The 20952-nt window shown below is 71.6% G+C and carries 18 protein-coding genes; 6 read left to right on the top strand and 12 right to left on the bottom strand.

The window, feature by feature from the left end; translation table 11 throughout:
• Positions 1-75: 75 nt before the first annotated feature.
• Entirely contained in the window at positions 76-1179 is a 1104-nt protein-coding gene (locus tag AC07EG_RS33065; RefSeq protein WP_478257163.1) for an NAD(P)/FAD-dependent oxidoreductase, read from the bottom strand.
• Complete coding sequence (locus AC07EG_RS33060) at positions 1176-1493, bottom strand: bifunctional 3-phenylpropionate/cinnamic acid dioxygenase ferredoxin subunit (RefSeq protein WP_478257162.1); 318 nt, start codon at positions 1491-1493, stop codon at positions 1176-1178. Before AC07EG_RS33060 ends, AC07EG_RS33065 begins: the two co-directional genes overlap by 4 nt.
• A 162-nt stretch (positions 1494-1655) precedes the next feature.
• Here AC07EG_RS33060 and AC07EG_RS33055 point away from each other — a divergent pair, with 162 nt between their 5' ends.
• The 4 genes from AC07EG_RS33055 to AC07EG_RS33040 all read left to right on the top strand — a co-directional run bounded on the left by AC07EG_RS33055 (position 1656) and on the right by AC07EG_RS33040 (position 7319).
• The gene (locus AC07EG_RS33055) at positions 1656-2441 is read left to right on the top strand and encodes an IclR family transcriptional regulator (protein WP_478257161.1); all 786 of its coding nucleotides are present in this window, start codon (positions 1656-1658) and stop codon (positions 2439-2441) included.
• Positions 2442-2602: 161 nt separating this feature from the next.
• Positions 2603-5053, top strand: a complete 2451-nt coding sequence (locus AC07EG_RS33050; RefSeq protein ID WP_478257160.1) for a GcvT family protein — start codon at positions 2603-2605, stop codon at positions 5051-5053.
• 2 nt (positions 5054-5055) lie between these two features.
• Positions 5056-6198: an N-methyl-L-tryptophan oxidase gene (gene solA, locus AC07EG_RS33045; protein ID WP_478257159.1), complete on the top strand. Its 1143-nt coding sequence runs from the start codon at positions 5056-5058 to the stop codon at positions 6196-6198.
• A complete protein-coding gene (locus AC07EG_RS33040) occupies positions 6198-7319 on the top strand; it encodes an aromatic ring-hydroxylating oxygenase subunit alpha (RefSeq protein WP_478257158.1) in 1122 nt (373 codons plus the stop codon). Before solA ends, AC07EG_RS33040 begins: the two co-directional genes overlap by 1 nt.
• Here AC07EG_RS33040 and AC07EG_RS33035 read toward each other — a convergent pair.
• Both AC07EG_RS33035 and ahcY read right to left on the bottom strand, forming a co-directional pair.
• Positions 7300-7944: a dTMP kinase gene (locus tag AC07EG_RS33035; RefSeq protein ID WP_478257157.1), complete on the bottom strand. Its 645-nt coding sequence runs from the start codon at positions 7942-7944 to the stop codon at positions 7300-7302. The two genes, AC07EG_RS33040 and AC07EG_RS33035, sit on opposite strands and share 20 nt — an antisense overlap.
• 44 nt (positions 7945-7988) lie before the next feature.
• Positions 7989-9461: an adenosylhomocysteinase gene (ahcY, locus tag AC07EG_RS33030; protein ID WP_478257156.1), complete on the bottom strand. Its 1473-nt coding sequence runs from the start codon at positions 9459-9461 to the stop codon at positions 7989-7991.
• A gap of 86 nt (positions 9462-9547) precedes the next feature.
• On the opposite strand from ahcY, the gene AC07EG_RS33025 reads away from it, so the two are divergent.
• Positions 9548-11902: a hypothetical protein gene (locus AC07EG_RS33025; RefSeq protein WP_478257155.1), complete on the top strand. Its 2355-nt coding sequence runs from the start codon at positions 9548-9550 to the stop codon at positions 11900-11902.
• Positions 11903-11908: 6 nt separating this feature from the next.
• On the opposite strand, the gene AC07EG_RS33020 is transcribed toward AC07EG_RS33025, so the two are convergent.
• The 8 genes from AC07EG_RS33020 to AC07EG_RS32985 all read right to left on the bottom strand — a co-directional run bounded on the left by AC07EG_RS33020 (position 11909) and on the right by AC07EG_RS32985 (position 20381).
• Positions 11909-13459: an APC family permease gene (locus AC07EG_RS33020; protein WP_478257154.1), complete on the bottom strand. Its 1551-nt coding sequence runs from the start codon at positions 13457-13459 to the stop codon at positions 11909-11911.
• Between the two features lie 84 nt (positions 13460-13543).
• On the bottom strand, positions 13544-14467 hold the full coding sequence (locus tag AC07EG_RS33015) for a cation diffusion facilitator family transporter (protein ID WP_478257153.1): 924 nt from the start codon (positions 14465-14467) through the stop codon (positions 13544-13546).
• A gap of 600 nt (positions 14468-15067) precedes the next feature.
• Complete coding sequence (locus AC07EG_RS33010) at positions 15068-15865, bottom strand: helix-turn-helix domain-containing protein (protein WP_478257152.1); 798 nt, start codon at positions 15863-15865, stop codon at positions 15068-15070.
• A 55-nt stretch (positions 15866-15920) separates the two neighbouring features.
• On the bottom strand, positions 15921-17144 hold the full coding sequence (manA, locus tag AC07EG_RS33005; protein ID WP_478257208.1) for a mannose-6-phosphate isomerase, class I: 1224 nt from the start codon (positions 17142-17144) through the stop codon (positions 15921-15923).
• Positions 17145-17220: 76 nt separating this feature from the next.
• Positions 17221-18306 carry a hypothetical protein gene (locus AC07EG_RS33000; RefSeq protein ID WP_478257151.1) on the bottom strand — a complete coding sequence of 362 codons (1086 nt, stop codon included), beginning with the start codon at positions 18304-18306 and terminating at the stop codon, positions 17221-17223.
• The gene (locus AC07EG_RS32995; protein ID WP_478257150.1) at positions 18296-18514 is read right to left on the bottom strand and encodes a Trm112 family protein; all 219 of its coding nucleotides are present in this window, start codon (positions 18512-18514) and stop codon (positions 18296-18298) included. Before AC07EG_RS32995 ends, AC07EG_RS33000 begins: the two co-directional genes overlap by 11 nt.
• Positions 18515-18555: 41 nt before the next feature.
• Entirely contained in the window at positions 18556-19914 is a 1359-nt protein-coding gene (locus AC07EG_RS32990) for a phosphomannomutase/phosphoglucomutase (protein WP_478257149.1), read from the bottom strand.
• A gap of 107 nt (positions 19915-20021) precedes the next feature.
• Positions 20022-20381: a DUF3499 domain-containing protein gene (locus AC07EG_RS32985; protein ID WP_478257148.1), complete on the bottom strand. Its 360-nt coding sequence runs from the start codon at positions 20379-20381 to the stop codon at positions 20022-20024.
• Positions 20382-20484: 103 nt separating this feature from the next.
• On the opposite strand from AC07EG_RS32985, the gene AC07EG_RS32980 reads away from it, so the two are divergent.
• Positions 20485-20946, top strand: coding sequence for a metallopeptidase family protein (locus AC07EG_RS32980; protein WP_478257207.1), 462 nt, complete (start codon positions 20485-20487; stop codon positions 20944-20946).
• Positions 20947-20952 lie beyond the last annotated feature (6 nt).

Raw genomic sequence — 20952 nt, 5'->3', positions numbered from 1 at the left:
ACTCTGGTGCGTGCGCGCACGCACGACCCGGCGAACAGCCGATGATCACCGGCCGGACTTAGCCCGGATGGACGATCAACCGACCGCCACCGGGGCCGCGAGCGCCCGCCGGAGCCGGGTGAACGGGCGCGGGCGGTCCACCGCGAGCACCCCGGTGATAACGCCGTTTCGGTGGTAGGTGGCGACGAACGGGCCGTCGGACGGCGATCCCTCGACCACGCGCACCTCGTCGGCGGCCTCCCCGGCGAACTGGATGCGGTGACCGTACTGTTCGGACCAGAAGTAGTCCGGCCGCCGGTACCGCGCGACGGTGCGGCCGGCCAGCAGGTTCGCCGCGGCGACCCCGGCCTGTTCGGTGGCGGCGGTCCAGTGCTCGGCCCGCACGCGGTGGCCGCCACGGCGGTACCTGGCCACGTCACCCACCGCGACCACGCGTGGATTCGCGGTGACACAACCGGAATCGCAGAGCACGCCGTGGTCGACGGCGATGCCGGAGCCGGTCAGCCAGCCGGTGTTCGGCCGGACCCCGATCCCGGCCACCACCACGTCCGCCCCGGACGGCAACTCGGTCACGCCGGTGCGCAGGCGCACGCCGTTCCGTTCGTGCAGCGCGGAAACCACCGCGCCCATGGTGTCCCCGAGCACCCCGGCCAGCGGGACCGGCAGCGCCTCCACCACGGTCACCTCGTGGCCCAGTTCGCGTGCGGTCGACGCCACCTCGGCACCGATGAACCCGGCCCCGACCACGAGCACGCGGGCTCCGCCACCGGACAGCGCGCGGCGCAGCGCGACCGCGTCGTCCAGGGTGCGCAGGGTGTGCGCCTTCGGTTGTCCCGGCAGGGTTTTCGGCGTGGCACCGGTTGCGAGCACCACACCGTCGGCGACGATTTCGGTGCCGTCGGACAGGGTCACCGCGCCGTCGGCGGGGCTGAGCCGCTCGGCTCGGGTGCCCAGGTACCACCGGGCTTCGAGGTCGAGCAGCTCCTCCGCGGTGGCCAGGTCCAGCTCGGCCACGTCGAGCTCGCCGAGCAGGAAGTCCTTCGACAGCGGCGGCCGGTCGTACGGGCGGTGCGGCTCCTCCCCGACCAGCACCAGCCGCCCGTCGTAACCGCGTGCCCGCAGTTCCTGCGCGGTGCGCAGCCCGGCCAGCGAGGTGCCGATGACCGCGATGGTCTTCACGCGACCTCCTCCCGCACGTCCGGGTCGACGTAGACCTCGCCGTCGGCGACCAGCACGGGATAGGGGCGCACGGGTTTCCTGGCGGGCAGGCAGCTCGGCGCCCCGGTGCGCAGGTCGAACGCCGCGGCGTGCAGGGGGCACTCCACCGCGCACCCCTCCAGCCAGCCGTCGGCCAGCGACGCGTCCTGGTGGGTGCAGGTGTCGTCGATCGCGTAGAAACCGTCGTCGGCGTGGAAGACGGCGATCGGCACATGGGCTTGGACAACGATCGCCTCACCGGGTGGGAGGTCGGCGACGGCGCAGGCTCTGATCATGAGGGGCCTCCGGATTGCCTTGCCGGGTCGAGTTTTCCTTCGCCGTGTTGCGTATGGCGAGACACGGCGTGCTAGACGCAACAGTGCGCGCCCCTCCCGGCGACGTCAAGCGATTCGCCCGGTCGGCCGAGCGGAACCGCGCCGAACGGTTACTGTTGCGCCATGCGGAACTCCGAGCAGGGCAACGGGGCCCCCAGCCAGGTCCAGTCCGTCGACCGCGCGATCAGCGTGCTGGAACTGCTGGCGCGCAACGGGGAAACCGGGATCACCGCGATCGCGAACGAGCTGGGTGTGCACAAGTCGACCGCCTCGCGGCTGGTCAGCGTGCTGGAGGCCCGCGGACTGGTGGAGCAGCTCGGCGAGCGCGGCAAGTACGTGATCGGCTTCGGCATCGTCCGGCTGGCCGGGGCCGCCACCGGCCGGATGGACCTGGCCAGGCTGGGCAGGCAGACCTGCCAGGCGCTGGCCGAATCGCTCGGCGAGACGGTCAACATCGCGGTGGCCGACGACGGCGTCGCGATCAACATCAGCCAGGCCCGCGGTTCCGCCGCGATCACCACGCAGAACTGGACCGGCCAGCGCACCCCGCTGCACGCCACCTCCAGCGGGAAGGTGCTGCTCGCCTACATGCCGGACGCCGAACGCCGCCGCGTCCTGCGGCGCCGGCTGGAGCGGTACACCCCGCGCACCACCACCGATCCGGCGGATCTGGCCGCCGAACTGGACCGGGTCGCCGAGGACGGGTACGCGGCCTGCTTCGAGGAGCTGGAGCTGGGCATGCACGCCGTCGCGGTGCCCATCCACGGCGCGCACGGCGAGATCGTCGCGGCGATGAGCGCGTCCGGGCCCTCGTACCGCCTTTCCCGGCAGCGCGTGCGCCAGGTGGTGCGCCCGATGGCCGACGCCGCCGCCGAGCTTTCGGAGCAGCTCGGTTACTTCCAGCGCTGACACCCAGGGGACTACCTGCCGGTACCCCTTGACAGTGCTGTCCCGCTTCCCGCACCTTGTTGCAGAAGACGGAACACACCTCCCCATCCGCAACACCCGCCACCCTTTGTCCACTCTGGACACGGCGGGTGGCGTACCCCTCTTCCGCTGGAGGTTTCGCGATGGTCGCCAATCCGCGCGTGGTCCTGATCGGGGCGGGCATCGTGGGGTGCGCGCTCGCCGACGAGCTGACCGAGCGCGGCTGGACCGACGTCACCGTGCTGGAGCAGGGCGAGCTGTTCACCACCGGCGGGTCCAGTTCGCACGCGCCGGGGCTGGTCTTCCAGACCACCGGGGGCAAGACGATGACCGGGTTCGCCCGCTACACCGTGGCCAAGTACAGCGCGCTGACGCTGGACGGGAAGTGGTGCTTCCAGCAGCTCGGCGGGCTGGAGGTGGCGACCACCCCGGAGCGCTGGGCGGACCTCAAGCGGCGGCACGGCTGGGCCGCCTCCTGGGGCGTGCGGTCCTACCTGCGCAGCCCGGACGACTGCGCCCAGCTGCACCCGCTGCTCGACCCGTCGAAGGTGCTCGGCGGTTTCCACATCCCCAGCGACGGGCTGGCCAAACCGCTGCGGGCGGCCGAGGCCCAGGCCCGGCGGGCGATGGCCCGCGGGGCGAAGTTCCTGGCAGGCGAGAAGGTGACCCGCATCGAGCGCACGGCCGGCCGGGTCACCGCGGTGACCACGGAAACCGGCACCTTCCGGGCGGACGTGGTGGTCTCCTGCGCCGGTATGTGGGGCCCGCTCCTCGGCGAGCTGGTGGACCTGCCGATCCCGCTGGTGCCGATGGTGCACCAGTACGCCAGGACCAGCCCGCTGGCCGTGCTCGCCGGGCGCAACGACGAGCTGACCGAGGCGGGTCAGCCGATCCTGCGGCACCAGGACGCCGACCTGTACTTCCGCGAGCACGTGGACCGCATCGGCATCGGCGCCTACGGCCACCGGCCGATGCCGGTCGACCCCGGTGAGATCGCCGATCCGCGCACCTCACCCGGTATGCCCTCGGAACTGCCGTTCACCCCGGACGACTTCGACGAGTCGTGGGCGGCGGCGGTCGACCTGCTGCCGGTGCTGGGCGAGGCGAAGGTCGAGGAGGGCATCAACGGGCTGTTCTCCTTCACCCCCGACGGCCTGCCGCTGCTCGGCGAGCACCCGGACCTCGAAGGGTTCTGGGTGGCCGAGGCCGTGTGGATCACCCATTCGGCGGGCGTGGCCAGGGCGATGGCGGAGTGGGTGGTCGACGGCCAGCCGAGCGCGGACCTGCACGGTTGCGACCTGAACCGGTTCGAGCGGGTGCAGCTCGCGCCCGGTTACGTCCGGGCGCGGGCGTGCCAGAGCTTCGCCGAGGTCTACGACATCCTGCACCCGCTGCAGCCGATCGAGCAGCCGCGCCCGTTGCGCACCACCCCGTTCCACCGGCGTCAGGCGGACCTCGGCGCGTACTTCCTGGAGGCGTCCGGCTGGGAGCGGCCGCAGTGGTACGAGGCCAACGCGGACCTGCCCGAGGTCGAGCGCGTCCCGGTCCGCGAGGGCTGGGCCGGGCGGTTCTGGTCGCCGATCGCCGGGGCCGAGGCGCTGGTGGCCCGCGAGCGGGTGGCGTTGTTCGACATGACCGCGTTGCGGCGGCTGGAGGTGAGCGGGCCGGGCGCGTTGTCGTTCCTGCAGGCGCTGACCACGAACCAGCTGGACAGGAAGGTCGGCGCGGTCACCTACACGCTGCTGCTCGGCGAGGACGGCGGCATCCGCAGCGACCTGACCGTGGCGCGGCTGGCCGAGGAGACCTTCCAGGTCGGCGTGAACAGCCCGCTGGACCTGGACTGGCTGCGGCGGCACCTGCCGCGCGACGGCAGCGTGCAGGTCCGCGAGACCACTTCCGGTACCTGCTGCGTCGGGGTGTGGGGGCCGCGTGCCCGCGACCTGGTGCAGTCGCTGTCCCGGCAGGACTTCTCCCACCGGGCGCTCGGTTACTTCAAGGCTCGCGAAGCCTTTGTCGGCGACGTGCCGGTCACCGCGCTGCGACTGTCCTATGTGGGCGAACTGGGCTGGGAGCTGTACACCACCGCCGACCTCGGGGCGAAGCTGTGGGACGCGCTGTGGGCGGCCGGGCGGGAGTTCGGTGTCATCGCGGCCGGGCGCGAGGCGTTCAACAGCATGCGCCTGGAGAAGGGGTACCGCTCCTGGGGCACGGACATGACCACCGAGCACGACCCGTACGAAGCGGGGGTCGGCTTCGCCGTGCGCGAGGACAAGGGCTACTTCATCGGGCGGGACGCGATCGCCGGCCGCTCCGCCGAGACGGTCTCGCGCCGGCTCACCTGCCTGACCTCGGACGATCCGGCGGCGGTGGTGATGGGCAGCGAACCGGTGTACGCGGGCGGGCAGCCAGCGGGTTACGTCACCAGCGCGGCCTACGGCTACACCATCGGCAAGTGCATCGCCTACGCCTGGTTGCCCGCCGCGCTCTCGGTGCCCGGACAGGCGGTGGAGATCGAGTACTTCGGCACGGGACTGCCCTACACGGTCGCCGAGGAGCCCCTGTTCGACCCGAAGATGACCCGGTTGAGGAGTTGACCGTGCGCTACGACGTGATCGTGATCGGCCTCGGCGGCATGGGCAGCGCCGCGGCGTACCGGCTGGCCCGGCGCGGGAAACGGGTGCTCGGCATCGAGCAGTTCGCGCCGGTGCACAACCGCGGGTCGAGCCACGGCGGCTCCCGCATCACCCGGCAGGCGTACTTCGAGGACCCGGCGTACGTGCCGCTGCTGCTGCGGGCGCACGAACTGTGGGCGCAGCTCGAGGCCGACAGCGGCAGGCGCATCTTCGACCGCTGCGGCGGCATCATGATCGGCGAGCCGGGAACGCGGGCGATCGCGGGCAGCAGGCTCAGCGCCGAGAAGTGGGGCCTGCGGCACGAAATGCTGGACGCGGCGGAGATCCGGCGGCGCTTCCCGACGATGACGCCGGGTGCCGGGGAAGTCGGCCTGTACGAGCCGACGGCCGGGCTGGTGGTGCCGGAGGCCAGCGTCGCCGCGCACCTGCAACTCGCCGCGCGGGCCGGGGCCGAGCTGCACTACGAGGAGAAGGTGCTGTCCTGGGCCGCCGACGACCACGGCGTCCGGGTCGGCACCTCGCAGAACCACTACACCGCCGGCGAGCTGGTGGTCTGCCCCGGCGCGTGGGCGCCGGAGGTGCTGTCTTCGCTGGGCATCGGATTCACCGTCGAGCGGCAGATCCAGTTCTGGTTCGCGCCGACCGGCGGGGTCGCGCCGTACCTGCCGGAGCGGCACCCGATCTACATCTGGGAGAACCCGGAGGGGCGGCAGTTCTACGGTTTCCCGGCGCACCGGGGGGCCGACGACGGCGTCAAGGTCGCGTTCTTCCGCGGTGGCAAGCCGTGCACCGCCGAGACCATCGACCGGACCGTGCACCCCGAGGAGGTCGACGACATCGCCGGCTTCATCGGCCCGCGCCTGCCTTCGCTGCCGGGGACGTTCCTGCGCGCGGCGACCTGCATGTACACGAACACGCCAGACGAGCACTTCGTGATCTCCCGGCACCCGGAGTTCGACCGGGTGGTCGTCGCCTGCGGTTTCTCCGGGCACGGGTTCAAGTTCGTGCCGGTGGTCGGGGAGATCGTCGCGGACCTGGTCGCCGACGGCGGCACCGAGCACCCGATCTCCCTGTTCGACCCCGCGCGATTCGCTGGAGTGCCGTGATGACCTCGCTGGACCTGCCGCCGAGCCTGCTCCCGACGCTGGGCGGGCGCTACTACGTCGATGACGCGATCTTCGCCGCCGAGCAGGAGAAGGTCTTCGAGCGCATGTGGTGCTGCGCGGTGCGGAGCGCCGACCTCGAACGGCCCGGCGACTTCCGGACAGTCCGAATAGGACGTGAAAGCGTGTTGCTCAGCCGGGCGCGGGACGGTTCGCTCAGGGCCTTCCTGAACGTCTGCCGCCACCGGGGCGCGCGCCTGTGCACCGAGGAGACCGGTTCGGTGAAGCGGTCGTTCCAGTGCCCGTACCACGCGTGGACCTACGGGCTGGACGGCAAGCTGATCGCCGCGCCGAACCTGACCAGGATGCCGGAGCTCGACCGGACGCGGTTCGGCCTGACCGGGGTCCACCTGCGGGAGTGGCTCGGCTACGCCTGGGTGTGCCTGGCCCCGGAACCACCGTCCTTTTCGGACACCGTGGTCGACGCGGTGACCGCGCGACTGGGTGACGCCGCGGCCATCGAGGGCTACCGGCTGGCGGACCTGCGGGTGGGCAGGCGGATCAGCTACGACGTGCGGGCGAACTGGAAGCTGATCGTCGAGAACTTCATGGAGTGCTACCACTGCGCGACCATCCACCCGGAACTGACCGAGGTGCTGCCGGAGTTCGCCGACGGCCTGGCCGCGCAGTACTTCGTCGGCCACGGCGCCGAGTTCGGCGCGGAGGTGGACGGTTTCACCGTCGACGGCGGGGCCGGGTTCGACCGGCTCGACGGGGTGCGCTCGGAGCAGGACCGGCGGTACTACGCGATCACCGTACGGCCCCAGGTGTTCGTGAACCTGGTGCCGGACCACGTGATCTTCCACCGGCTGTACCCGCTGGCCGCGGACCGCACCCTGGTCGAGTGCGACTGGCTGTACGCACCGGAGGTGATCGCGTCCGGGCGGGACGTGTCGCGGTCGGTGGAGCTGTTCCACCGGGTCAACCAGCAGGACTTCGACGCGTGTGAACGGTGCCAGCCGGCGATGTCGTCGCGGTCCTACGCCGACGGCGGGGTGCTGGTGCCCGCCGAACACCACCTCGGCGAGTTCCACGGATGGCTGCTCAAAGTCCTCGCAGGCTGACCGCGAGCGCCGGGGCGTCGACGGCGCCGGCCCCGTCGAGCACGAACCACGGGGAGAGCCAGTTCTCGGCGGCGAGCTGGTCGTAGACGGCGCCGCAGCGGTCCTGGAGGCCGCCGTCGGCTTCGAAGGCGTCCCTGGCGCGGTCGGCCTCCTCCCGAGCACGCTGCTCGGCGCGCTCCGCGGCGAGTTCGCGGGGTACGCGGAGGAGGAGCTGGGCGTCGGGCACGGGCAGGCCGAAGCGGTCGATCTCCAGCTCACGGACCCACTTGACCACCTCACCGGTGCTGTCCTGGTGCAACCGGGCGGCGGCGTACGCGGCGTTGGAGGAGACGTAGCGGTCGAGGAGGAGCACGTCGTGCCGTTCGCGGAGGTCGTTGATCCGGTCCGCCGCCCCCCGCCGGTCGAGGGCGTAGAGCAGGCCCATGCCGTACACGGAGTCGGCGAGGTCGCCGTGCCCGCGGTGGAGCGCCTCACGCACCAGATCGGCGTGCACGCTCTCGCCGTAACGGGGGAACGCGAGCGTCGCCACGGACGCTCCCGTGTCGTGCAACGCCTTCGTCAGGTTCGCCGTCAGGGTCCGCTTACCGGCCCCGTCCAGCCCCTCGATCACCACCAGCCTGCCCACCGCCGCACTGTACCCAGCGGGCGGTGGACCGGCGCGGTGGCCGCTCAGTAGCGGTAGTGGTCCGGCTTGAACGGGCCTTCGACGTCGACGTCGATGTATTCGGCCTGTTCCTTGGTCAGCTTGGTCAGCTCACCGCCGAGGGCCTCCAGGTGGATCTTCGCCACCTTCTCGTCGAGCTTCTTCGGCAGCCGGAAGACCTCCTTGTCGTACTCCTCGTGCTTGGTGAACAGCTCGATCTGCGCGATCACCTGGTTGGAGAAGCTGTTCGACATCACGAACGACGGGTGCCCGGTGGCGTTGCCCAGGTTCAGCAGGCGCCCCTCCGAGAGCACGATGATCGACCGGCCCGACGGGAACACCCACTCGTCGACCTGCGGCTTGATGTTGTTCCGCACGATGCCCGGGTACCGCGCCAGCCCGGCCATGTCCAGTTCGTTGTCGAAGTGGCCGATGTTGCCGACGATCGCCTGGTGCTTCATCTTCGCCATGTGCTCGACCAGCACCACGTCCTTGTTGCCGGTGGTGGTGATCACGATGTCGGCCTCGGGCAGCGCCGACTCCAGCGTCTTGACCTGGTAGCCGTCCATCGCCGCCTGCAGCGCGCAGATCGGGTCGATCTCGGTGACGATCACCCGCGCGCCCTGGCCCGCCAGCGATTCGGCGGCGCCCTTGCCCACGTCGCCGTACCCGCAGACCACCGCGACCTTGCCGCCGATCAGCACGTCGGTGCCGCGGTTGATGCCGTCGACCAGCGAGTGGCGGATGCCGTACCGGTTGTCGAACTTCGACTTGGTGACCGCGTCGTTGACGTTGATCGCCGGGAACAGCAGCTCACCCGCGGCGGCGAGCTGGTACAGCCGCAGCACGCCGGTGGTGGTCTCCTCGGTGACGCCGAGCACACCCTCGCCGATCTTGGTCCACTTGCCGGTGTCCGCGGCCAGCGATTCCTTGAGCAGGCCGAGGAAAACCTTCCACTCGTCGGGATCGTTGTCGTCCGGCGACGGCACCACACCGGCCTTCTCGAACTCGGTTCCCTTGTGCACCAGCATGGTCGCGTCGCCACCGTCGTCGAGGATCATGTTCGGACCCTCGCCCTCCCAGGTGAGCATCCGCTCGGTGCACCACCAGTACTCCTCCAGCGTTTCGCCCTTCCAGGCGAAGCACGGCACCCCCTTGGGCTCCTCCGGCGTCCCGTGCGGGCCGACCACCACCGCGGCGGCCGCGTGGTCCTGGGTGGAGAAGATGTTGCAGGAGGCCCAGCGCACCTCGGCGCCGAGCGCGACCAGCGTCTCGATCAGCACCGCCGTCTGCACGGTCATGTGCAGCGAGCCGGAAACCCTGGCTCCGCGCAGCGGGTACACCTCGGCGTACTCCCGGCGCAACGCCATCAAGCCGGGCATCTCGTGTTCGGCCAGGCGGATCTCCTTGCGGCCGAATTCGGCCAGGCCGAGATCGGCCACGGCGAAGTCGATCCCGTTCCGGTTCTGCAGCCGCGCGGCAACGCTTTCGGACGACATAGTGGTGGTTCCTCCAAGGCTCGCTGACGCCAGAACAGTACCGTGTCTTTCTCGACGTACGATTGAGGAAGAGTGAGGAGCCCGTGGTGCCGTTACCCGGTCCAGACGCCCGCGTGGTGGAAATCCGCGTGGCCGGCCTGGTCGGTACCACCGGCGAGGCCCTGCTCGACGCGACCGCCGCCGTCGACGTGGCAGGCGACGGCATCGGCCAGTTCACCCGCCCGGCCGATCGGCTCCGCCGTCCGGCCCCCGGCCCGGTGCTCCCCGCGCTCGGCCGGACCGTGCCGCGCATCATCGAGGGCTACCTGTGGAGCCGGATGACCTCCGGCGGGGTGGCCAAAGCCACCTGGGCGCTGCTGTTCCCCTTCTCCCTGGCCAACGTGGCGCACTGGATGCTGCCGCCGGTGCCCGGGCGCCGCTTCCCGCGGGTGCTCGCCGCGGTGTGCCGGAGCCTGCTGCGGATCACCGCGCTGGCGTTGACCATGCTGCTGGTCAGCCAGGTCGCGGTGATCACGCTCGACCTGCTCGCCGCGCAGTGCCTGGCGCCGAACACCGGCTGCCTCGACTGGGCGCCGTCGTGGACGCGGGAGAGCCCGGTGCTCCGGCTCTCCGCCGGGCTGCTCCCGCTGCTGGTGCTGATCTTCCTGCTGCACCTGATCTCTTCGACGAACTGGGCGGTGGCCCAGCCGAAGCCGATCACCGCCGAGGGCGGGCCGCTGCCCGGTGACGACCTGCGCACCTCCCCCGACACGCCGCTGCTGCGCTGCCTGCACACGCTGTCCGCGCTGGCCTGCGTGGCGCTGCTGCCGCTCGGCGGTCCGCTCCGGCCGCCGTCCGACGCCTTCGGCGCGGTGCTGTGGGGCGTGGCCGTCGGGCTGATCGCGCTGGGGCTGGTCCTGGTGGCGGTGCTGGACGTGCGGTTCCTCACCCGCGGCATCGGCCGGTGGACGCAGCGGCTGGTGCTCGGCCTCGGGCTGGCGCTGGTGGTCGCGGTGGTGGTCCAGGTGCGGGAGATCCCGCAGGTGCTGCCCGGCACGCAGGGCATGGTCGAGGTGATCGGCGGCGGGCTCCTCGCCGTCGTGGTGCTCTTCGCGCTGCTGCTCGTCCCGGCCGCGCTGCAGTCCCGCCCGGCGTGGCGCTCGCTCCCGCGTCGGCTGCGGCCGTGGATGGGTGGCTGGGCGCCCGCCCCGGCGCTGGCGCTCGCCGGGCTGATCGGCGGCGGCTTCGGTGCCGGGGTCGCGATCGCCGCCCGTGAGCTGCTCGGTGCCGAAGACCTGGTGCTGCCGCGCGGGTACACGCTGCTGACCATGGTCTGGGGCGTGGGCATCGTGGTGGCCGCCGTGCTGGCGGTGGTCGGCTTCGCCGGGGCGGTGCCGCGGCGGTTGCGCAAGCGCGGTGTGCCCGAAGTGGTGGAAATGCTCCAGGACAAGCCGGAGGACTGCGAGGAAGCGGCAGCGGCGTGGGCCCGCTCCGCCTGGGAACGGCGGCGGCTGCACCAACTCGTGCTGGCCGTGACGCTGGTCATGTCGGCGGCCACGCTGGCGCTGCTCACCGTGCGCGTCGGCGACCTGCCGCTGCCGACCTGGCTGGACCCGCTGTCGGCGCTGGGGGTGTTCGCGCTGGGTGCGCTGGCCGCCGGTCTGCTGCGGGTGGTCTACACCGCGGCGACCAGCCCGGAACGCAGCAGGCACCTCGGGGCGCTGGCCGACCTCGTCTGCTTCTGGCCGCGGGCGGCGCACCCGACCGTGCCGCCCTGTTACGCGCTGAAGGTGGTCCCGGAGCTGGCCGCCCGCGTGCGGCTGCACCTGGAGGAACCGAACACGCGCGTGGTGCTCGCCGGGTACAACCTCGGCGGGCTGCTCGCCGTGGTGACCGCGGCGCGGCTGATGCGCGAGCTGCCGGAGGCCGACCGGTCGCGGGTCGGGGTGCTGACCGCCGGGTCCCCGCTGCAGTGGGGTTACCAGCGCGCCTTCCCGGCGGTGCTGCCGCACCAGGCGCTGGCGCGGTTGTTCGGCCAGCTGGACGGGCGGTGGCGCGGGCTGAGCCGGGGCACCGACACCTTCGGCGGCGGCGTGACCACCTGGCGGCACCACATCAAGGACGGCCAGTTGCACGGCGTCGGTTACCTGCCGGACGGCACGGTCGGCCCGCTCGAGCCCGCGGGCTGCGGGGACACCGGCGCCGTGGTGCTCGGCGGGGACCACTGGCTGCCGGACCCGCTGCGGGCCCCGTCCCCCGGGCACCGGTGGGCGCCCGGGGTGTGCCGGCACGCGGACTACCTGGCGGACCCGGAGTGGGACCGGGCGGTGGCCGCCGCCGCGGGCCTGGAGCGCCCCGGCAAGCCGATGCGCCCGGCCGCCGAGCAGTTCCCGCTGTTCGGCGACCTGCCGCCGGTGGAACGCCCCCGGTTCCGGCTCGACCTGCGCCACTCCCCCAACTGAGCGGGCCTACTGCTTCGGGTCGGCGCCGTCCACCGGCAGCGGGGACGCGGTGGCCTCCTCCTTCATCCGCTTCCCGAGCAGTGAGTGGCGGCGGCTGTAGACGAAGTAGACCACCACGCCCAGCGCCATCCAGGCGAGGAAGCGCAGCCAGGTCAGCACGGTCAGGTTCAGCATCAGCCACAGGCAGGCGATGATCGCCGCGATCGGGATCACCGGCACCCACGGCACCCGGAACGCCCGCGGCAGGTCCGGCCGGGTCCGGCGCAGCACGATCACGCCGGCCGAGACCAGGATGAACGCGAAGAGCGTGCCCACGTTCACCATCTCCTCCAGCTTGTCCGCCGGGAAGAAGGTGGCCGCCACGGCGACCAGCAGGCCGACCACCAGGGTGGCGTTCTTCGGCGTGCCGCGGCCACCGGTCTTGGCCAGCGGGCGCGGCATCAGCCCGTCGCGCGACATCGCGTAGATGACCCGGATCTGCCCCAGCATCAGCACCATCACCACGGTGGTCAGCCCGGCCAGCGCGCCGATGGAGATGACGTTCGCCGCCCAGTCGACGCCGTTCGCGGAGAAGGCCGAGGCGAGCGTCTTGCGGTCGGGGCTGCCGTCCGGCTTCGTGCCGCTGGCCAGTTCGGTGTAGGACACCATGCCGACGATCACCAGCGAAACCGCCACGTACAGCACGGTGACGATGGCGAGCGAGCCGAAGATGCCGCGCGGCACCGACTTCTGCGGGTTCTTCGTCTCCTCCGCGGTGGTGGCCACGATGTCGAAGCCGATGAACGCGAAGAACACCAGCGAGGCCCCGGCCAGCAGGCCGAACGCGCCGAAGCTGCTGCCCTCGCTGCCGAGCAGCGCGGAGAACAGCGACTGCTCCACCCCGCCGGTGGTGTCCCCGCCCGGCTGCGACGGCGGCACGAACGGGGTGTAGTTCGAGCCCTTGATGTAGAAGAACCCGAGCACGACGACGAAGAGCACCACGGCGACCTTGATGCCGGTGATCACCATCGACACCCGCGAGGACAGCTTCGTGCCCAGCGTCAGCACCGTGGCCAGCGCCACCACCAGCAGCAGCGCCCCCCAGTCGACGGTCACGCCGCCGAGCTGGAAGGTGGTCCGGGTGCCCTCGCCGAAGAGGTAGCCGAGCACCGTCTCCAGGTAGACCGACCAGCCCTTGGACACCGCGGCCGCGCCGACCGCCAGCTCCAGCACCAGGTCCCAGCCGATGATCCAGGCCATGAACTCGCCGAAGGTGGCGTAGGAGAACGTGTACGCGCTGCCCGCCACCGGCACCGTCGAGGCGAACTCGGCGTAGCACAGCGCGGCCAGCGCGCAGGCGATCGCGGCGAGCACGAAGGCCACCGAAACCGAGGGACCGGCGAAGTCACCCGCGGTGCGGGCGGTGAGCGTGAAGATGCCCGCGCCGATGACCACCGCGACCCCGAACACCGTCAGGTCCCAGGAGCTGAGGTTTCTCCGCAGCTTGGTATCCGGCTCGTCGGTGTCCGCGATGGACTGCTCCACCGTCTTCGTGCGCCACAAACCCGTGCCGGGCAACGTCGACCTCCTCGGGGGTGCCAGTTCGGGGATTCACCCTAATGGTCGCCACCGCGGATCGCCGCTCGGGCACAGAACCGCAGGTCAGTGCCTTTCGGCCAGGTTGCGGTCGAGGTCCGGCTCCAGGTACATCAGCCGCGCCGACGGCACCTTCGCCCGCACGCGTTGCTCCGCGTCGTCGATGGCCTGGGCGACCTCGGCGAGTTCCAGGCCGGGGCGCATGGCCAGCTTCGCCGCGACCAGCAGCTCCTCCGGCCCGATGTACTGGGTGCGGATGTGGATGACGCGCTCGACCTTGCCCGCGGCCAGCTCGTCCTCGATGGTGCGCAGTTCCTTGTCGGTGGCGCCCTCGCCGATCAGCAGGCTCTTCATCTCGATGATCAGGATGATCGCGATGATGCCGAGCAGCACCCCGATGCAGATGGTGCCGACGCCGTCCCAGACCGGGTCACCGGTGAGCACCGACAGGCCGACGCCCAGCAGGGCCAGCACCAGGCCGAACAACGCACCGGCGTCCTCCAGCAGCACCACCGGCAGCTCCGGCGTGCGCGACTGGCGGATGAAGCCCCACCACGTGGCGTCGCCCTTGATCTTCTTCGACTCGACGATCGCGGTGTAGAAGCTGTAGCTCTCCAGCGCGATGGCCACCACCAGGATGCCGACCGCGACCAGCGGCGAGGTCAGTTCCTCCGGGTGGGTCACCTTGTGGATGCCCTCGTACAGGGCGAACGCCGAGCCGAGGGTGAACAGCATCAGCGCGACGATGAACGAGTAGAAGTACCGGTCGCGGCCGAACCCGAACGGGTGCTCCTTGGTGGCCTTGCGCCGGGAGGTCTTCTGCCCGAGCAGCAGCAGGCCCTGGTTGGAGGTGTCGGCGACCGAGTGCACCGACTCGGCCAGCATCGACGACGAACCGGTGATCAGGAATCCGACGAACTTGGCCGTCGCGATGCCGGCGTTGGCGAACAACGCCGCCAGAATCGCCTTGGTCCCGCCACTAGCTGCCACCACTGCCCCCTGGAGCGTCGACCCGAATTGTCGGGTTGCAGCCTAGAGCCAGTTCACCCCGGCGCGCCCGGTAGGGCGCGGAAGTCGCGGAAGCTTTCCGATCTGTCCACTTCGTCCGAGGGTTAAGGCACAATGCACAGCGTAACCGACTCGTCACTCCCTGACAACGGCCGGGCGACCAGGCCAGCCACACCCACCGGCCCCCGGCACCAAACCGGCACCCCCACCCCGCCGAATCGGGAACCCACCGGTACCGGGAAATCAAAACGGCCCCGGCTCACCCGCAACCGGAGCCGAACGACCATTCCGCCCCCTCACCGAAACCCGGAGAACAAACCAGCAGCCGGGCAACAAACCGCCGCCCGAACTCACTGGCGCCGGGAAACAAGAAGACCCCAACCCCTCCGACAACCGGGGAACCAAACCGGCCACCCACCAGGAAACCTACCGCCAGACGGGGAAACAACCGGCTGCCCAACACCACCAGCCGCCACCACAAGAAACCGGCGGCCGGGCCGGAAAACCAGCCCCATCCACACTTCCCCTTCCCCATCCCGGCCCACAGCCAACCACACAATAAAAACCGGGATGGACCCCCAGTCAAGCCGCCAGACTACCCAGCAATTTCAACCCCTCCTCCGAAGCACTCCCCGCCTCCGCCTGATAGATCACCAATTGCTGCCCCGGCGCCGCATTCACCGTCAAGCTTTCGTACTCCAGCACCAGTTCCCCCACCAGCGGATGCCGGAACCGCTTCCGCTCCTGCGTCTTCTGCCGCACGTCGTGCCGGGCCCACAACCGCCGGAACTCCGCGCTCTTCACCGAGAGCTCCCCGACCACCTCGATCAGCCGCGGGTCGTCGTGGTCGGTCGCGGCCGCGCGCAGGGCGCCGACGGTGTTCACCGCCACCCGCTCCCACTCCGGGTAGAACGTGCGGCCGTCCGGGTCCAGGAAAACCAGGCGCAGCAGGTCGTCGCTGTACCGGTGCCCGGCGAACAACGCACCACCCAGCGCGTTGTGCGCCAGCACCTCCAGGTACGGCCCGAGCACCACGGCCGGGGTGTCCGGCCAGGCGGCCATGCTGCGCAGCAGGTTCTGGCTGACCCGGTCGGCGACCGGACGGCGGCGCGGCACCGGCCGCGCCACCCGGTGCAGGTGCGCCGCCGCTTCCTCGTCCAGGTCCAGCGCCTGCGCCAGCGCGTCCAGCACCTGCGCCGACGGATTGCGCTCGCGCCCCTGCTCCAGCCGGATGTAGTAGTCCGTGCTCACGCCCGCGAGCAACGCGACCTCTTCGCGGCGGAGGCCGCTCACCCGCCGCCGCGGCCCCGGCTCCAGTCCGGCGTCCTCCGGCCGGGTCTGCGCGCGGCGGGCCCGGAGGAACTGTCCCAGCGGATTCATGCCGTCCAGGCTAAGCCGATCTCCCGGCGGTTGGGTGGTCGTGCCGCACCCAGGTTCAGCAGGTGCCCGCGGTCGCCCGGAACAACTGCGCCGGCGCGTCGCCGAGCGGGGTGATGCGCACCGCCGGATCGGCCGCGGCCAGCCAGATCGACTGCCCCCGGCCCAGCTCCAGCTCCCGGCCGTCCTCGGCCAGCACCCGGAACGCGCCCTCGGTGCACAGCAGGATCTGCGGGCCGGTGCAGTCGGCGACCACCGGGTCCCGGTCGCTCGCCGTCCACTCGACCCTGGACAGCTCGAACTCCGGGGTGTCGGTCCGGTACACCGAACCGCAGCTGCCCGGCTCGCCCTTGAGCACCGGCATCTCGACCGCGGCGAAGTCGACCACGCGCAGCAGCTCCGGCACGTCCACGTGCTTCGGGGTCAGCCCGCAGCGCAGGATGTTGTCCGAGTTCGCCAGGATCTCCACGGCCGTGCCGTGCAGGTACAGGTGCAGGTTGCCGGCGGGCAGGTAGATCGCCTCACCGGCCCGCAGCACCAGCCGGTTCAGCAGCAGCGCGGCCAGCACCCCGGCGTCCCGCGGGTGCGCCTCGCCCAGCTCCAGGATGGTCCGGCACTCGGTGTTGAACTCGCCGTGGTCCTTGACGTGCAGCACGCAGGCGTCCAGCACCTCGGGCAGCAGCTCGTCCAGCGTGGCCTGCGGCAGCGTGATCCACGTGGTGAACAGCGCCCGCAGCCCGGCGGAGTCCGGTTGCGCGGCGAGCAGGCTGGTGTACTTCGCCAGGCCGGGCGTCTCGATCGCGTTGAGCAGCTTGACCGTGCGCGCCGGGTCGCGGAACCCGGCCAGCGCGTGGAACTCGGTGAGCGCGCAGACCAGCTCCGGCTTCGCGGTCGGGTCCGGGTAGTTCCGGTTGGCCGCGTCACGCGGGATGCCCGCCGCCTCCTCGCGGGCGTAGCCCTCGGCGGCCTGGTCGGCCGACGGGTGCGCCTGCATCGACAGCGGTTCCTCGGCGGCCAGGATCTTCAGCAGGAACGGCAGCCGGTTGCCCCACCGCCCGGCGCACCGGTCGCCGAGCTGGGCCACCGGGTCGGCCTCGACCAGCTCGAGCAGGCTGCGCTCGACGCCGTCCGGCCCGACGACCTTCGACGGGTCGCCGGGGTGCGCCCCCATCCAGAGTTCGGCTTCGGGGTGCGGGGCGGGCACCGGACGGCCCAGCAGCTCGGGGATGGTCGTCCTCGATCCCCATGCGTAGGGCCGCACGGCATTGCGCAGCAGCTCCACTGCTCTCAACTCCTCGGCGACCTGGTCACCAACGTCGGCCGGGTTTCGCCCGGCGCGGATATGTCTTCGGGGCCACTCACGCGGTCGCGGACGTGTAGCGGCCTGCTCCGCCGATGCTGCCCGCCGCCAGCCCGAGGTAGACCGCGGCCAGCTCGAACCGCAGCGCGAGCACCGCCGCCCTGGCGGGCTCGTCGGCGTCGATCTCCTCGGCGGGGACGAGCACGTCGACCCCGGCGAGCATGTCCTCCGCCTGGTGGCGGGCGGCTTCGGCACCCGGCCCGGACCGCAGCGAGAGCAGCAGCACCCTCGGCTGCGGCAGCCCGCCCTCCTCCGGGTCGGCGAAGATGTCGCGCTCGGTGGTGCTGCCGACCGCCGCGCGGTGCAGCGCCGGCCTGGCCAGCGCCTGGTGGTAGTCGGCCACGTCGCAGACCATCGCCGAATGCGCGGCGAACGAGTGCGCGGCGTGCCCGGCCACGGCCAGCGCCACCGGGTCCAGCCCCCACAGCAGCGGGGTGCGGTCGGCCAGCCGCAGCGCCAGCGCCTTGGCCGGGTTGACGAACGACTCGTGGTTGGGCTGGTCGCGTTCGGCCTCGGCGTCGAGCTGGTCGGCCAGCGCGGCCACGTCGGCGACCAGCAGGCCCAGCGCGTTCGCGGTGAGCAGGCCCGCCGCCAGCGCCCGCGGGAAGGACAGCTCGGGCGGCACCGGCACGCGCGGCGCGAGCAGCAGCCCGCGGCCGGACACCGCGGCGGCCACCGGGCCGTCCGGCGGCGCGGAGAGCACCACGGTGGCGCCGAAGCGGGCGGCGCGTTCCAGCGAGACGGCCAGCTCCCGGTCGTCGGCCTGCTCGGTGTGCGCGAGCACCACGTCGAGCGCGCCGATCCAGGACGGCACCACCTCGCTGACCACGATCGGCACCGGGCAGGTCGGGGTGAGCAGCGCGGCCAGCACGCTGGTCACCGTGCGGCCCACCCCCGGCCGGGCCAGCAGCACCAGCGCCCGCGGCCGGCCGACGTCCAGCCGGTCGGCCAGGCCGATCTCGGCAGCCGCCTCGCGGGTGGCGCGGACCTGCGCCCCGGCCATCGCGGTGGCGCGGAGCAGACCGGCCGAGTCGACGTCGGCCAGTCTCGACGGGTCGTCGATGAGCGTGTCGTCAATCACCATCGGAAGCGGGATCTTTCTCGGCCCGCTCGACGGCCTCGTCGAGCAGGAGCACGGGGATGCCGTCGCGGACCGGGTACACCCGGCCACACGAGGTGCAGGTGAGCGCGTCGGCCTCGGGGTCGTCCGGGGAACCCGGCCGCAACGGGGCGTGATCCTCCGACGGACAAGCCAGGATCTCGAGCAGCTGCTCGTCAAGCGTTACGGCCATGGTTCCTCCTTACCACCGCGAGGTCCGTGATTCCCCTCGCCTCAATCACGAACTATCGCCAGAACCTCATCGGTCAGGGCACGGACGGCCCGCTCGTCCGGCGCCTCGACGTTCAGGCGCAGCAGCGGCTCGGTGTTCGACGCGCGCAGGTTGAACCAGCTGCCGTCACCGAGGCGCACGGTCAGCCCGTCCAGCTCGTCGACCAGCGCGCCGTTGCGCCCGGAGAAGGCGTCCTTGACCGCGACCTGGCGGGCGACCTGGTCGTCCACCGTCGAGTTGATCTCGCCGGAGGCGGCGTACCGCGAGTACTGGGCGGTCAGCTCGGACAGCGGGCCGTCCTGCTCGCCGAGCGCGGCCAGCACGTGCAGCGCGGCCAGCATGCCGGTGTCGGCCTTCCAGAAGTCGCGGAAGTAGTAGTGCGCGGAGTGCTCGCCGCCGAAGATCGCGCCGGTGTTGGCCATCTCCTGCTTGATGAACGAGTGCCCGACCCTGGTCCGCACCGGCTCGCCGCCGTGCTCGCGCACGATCTCCGGCACCGCCTGCGAGGTGATCAGGTTGTGGATGATGGTGGCGCCCGGCTCCTTGGCCAGTTCGCGCACGGCCACCAGCGCGGTCACCGCGCTCGGCGAAACCGGCTCACCGCGCTCGTCGACCACGAAGCAGCGGTCGGCGTCGCCGTCGAAGGCCAGACCGGCGTCGGCCCCGGTCTCGCGGACCCTGGCCTGGAGGTCGACCAGGTTCTTCGGGTCGAGCGGGTTGGCCTCGTGGTTGGGGAAGCTGCCGTCCAGCTCGAAGTACATCGGCACCAGCTCGATCGGCAGGCCGTCGAACACGGTCGGCACGGTGTGCCCGCCCATGCCGTTGCCCGCGTCCACCACCACCTTCAGCCGCCGGTTGGCCGACAGGTCGACCAGTTTCCGCAGGTGGGCGGCGTAGTCGGAGAGCACGTCGCGTTCGGTCACCGTGCCGCGCTGCCCGGCGAACTCGGGCACGCCCTGGGTCACCGTGTCGCGGATCTCGGCCAGGCCGGAGTCCTGCCCCACCGGGGCGGCCCCGGCCCGGCACAGCTTGATGCCGTTGTACCTGGCCGGGTTGTGGCTGGCGGTGAACATCGCGCCGGGCAGGTTCAGCGAGCCCGACGCGAAGTACAGCTGGTCGGTGCTGGCCAGGCCGATGTTGATCACGTCGAGGCCCTGCGAGGTGATGCCGTCGGCGAAGGCCGCGGCCAGGCCGGGTGAGGACTCGCGCATGTCGTGGCCGATGACCACGGCCGTGGGGGCGTCCAGCTTCACGAGCAGGGCGAACGCGGCCCCGAAGTCCCGGACGAGCTCGGCGTTCAGCTGTTCCCCGACAACGCCTCGGATGTCGTAGGCCTTCACGATGGCCGACAGGTCTGACACGCCCTCTCCCGGTGGTTTCGACGACGGCTGGTGCGCTCGACGCGCGTCGGAAAGCCTACCGGCGAGGTATGACGGTGGATGCAGGTACTGAATGAACGGGTGGTGGATCAGCGCTTGATGGGGTCCGGGAGGACCCGGAGGTGGCCGCGGCGCCCGGACGGCGCCTCCGGCTCCGGTGGCTTGGCCTGCCGGTCGGGGCGGCCGGCTTCCCGGACGGCTTCGGCGAGTGCGGTCAGCTCGTCGCCCGAGGGTTGCGGTGCGGCGAAGCCGCCCTCGTGGCGCACGACCTCCCAGCCCCTCGGCGCGGTCAGCCGCAGGGCGTGCTCCTCGCACAGGTCATAGGAGTGCGGCTCGGAGGCCGTCGCCAACGGTCCCACGACAGCGGTCGAGTCGCTGTAGGCGTAGGTCAGCGTGGCGACAGCGGGCTCCAGGCACCCTGTCCGCGAACACTTTCGTACGCTCGGCACAAGGTCAGACGATAGCGCTTAACACGCGCCACATCGCGCAGGCGCACCGGTGAGGCGGATTCTCGCCTCGACCACGGGGGCGCGTACCCTTCGTTGCGTGGCGATGGCTCGTGGTTTCCGACAGCAGCAACGCCTGCGCCGGGACCGGCACGGGCGTGGTCTGCGCGGGCCCCTGTACCCGGCGTCCCTGCCCGCGGCTTCGAGCCGGGCGGAGAAGTTCGACGCGCTGGTCCTGGACGCGCTGGAGCCGATCGAGGCCCGCTGGCGGCACGAGCTGACGAAGCTGGACGTGGCCGTCGACGACGTGCCGGAGGTGCGGCGCAACGGCCGTCCGGTGAACACCGAGGGCGTGCTGCACGACGGCTCGGTGCCGCTGTCGCGGCTGGTGCCGGCCGGGGTGGACCGGGCGGGCATGCCCACGCGCGCGCGGATCGTGCTGTACCGGCGGCCGCTGGAGGCCCGCGCGAAGGACCCGGCGGAACTCGCCGAGCTGGTGCACGACGTGCTGGTCGAGCAGGTCGCCGGCTACCTGGGCGTCGAACCGGACGTCATCGAAGGCGACTGACCTCCG

The organism is Amycolatopsis sp. NPDC045836 (genome assembly GCF_056431745.1).
Note: the sequence above shows the minus strand (reverse complement) of the source record. Positions and strands in the feature narration are given on the sequence as shown.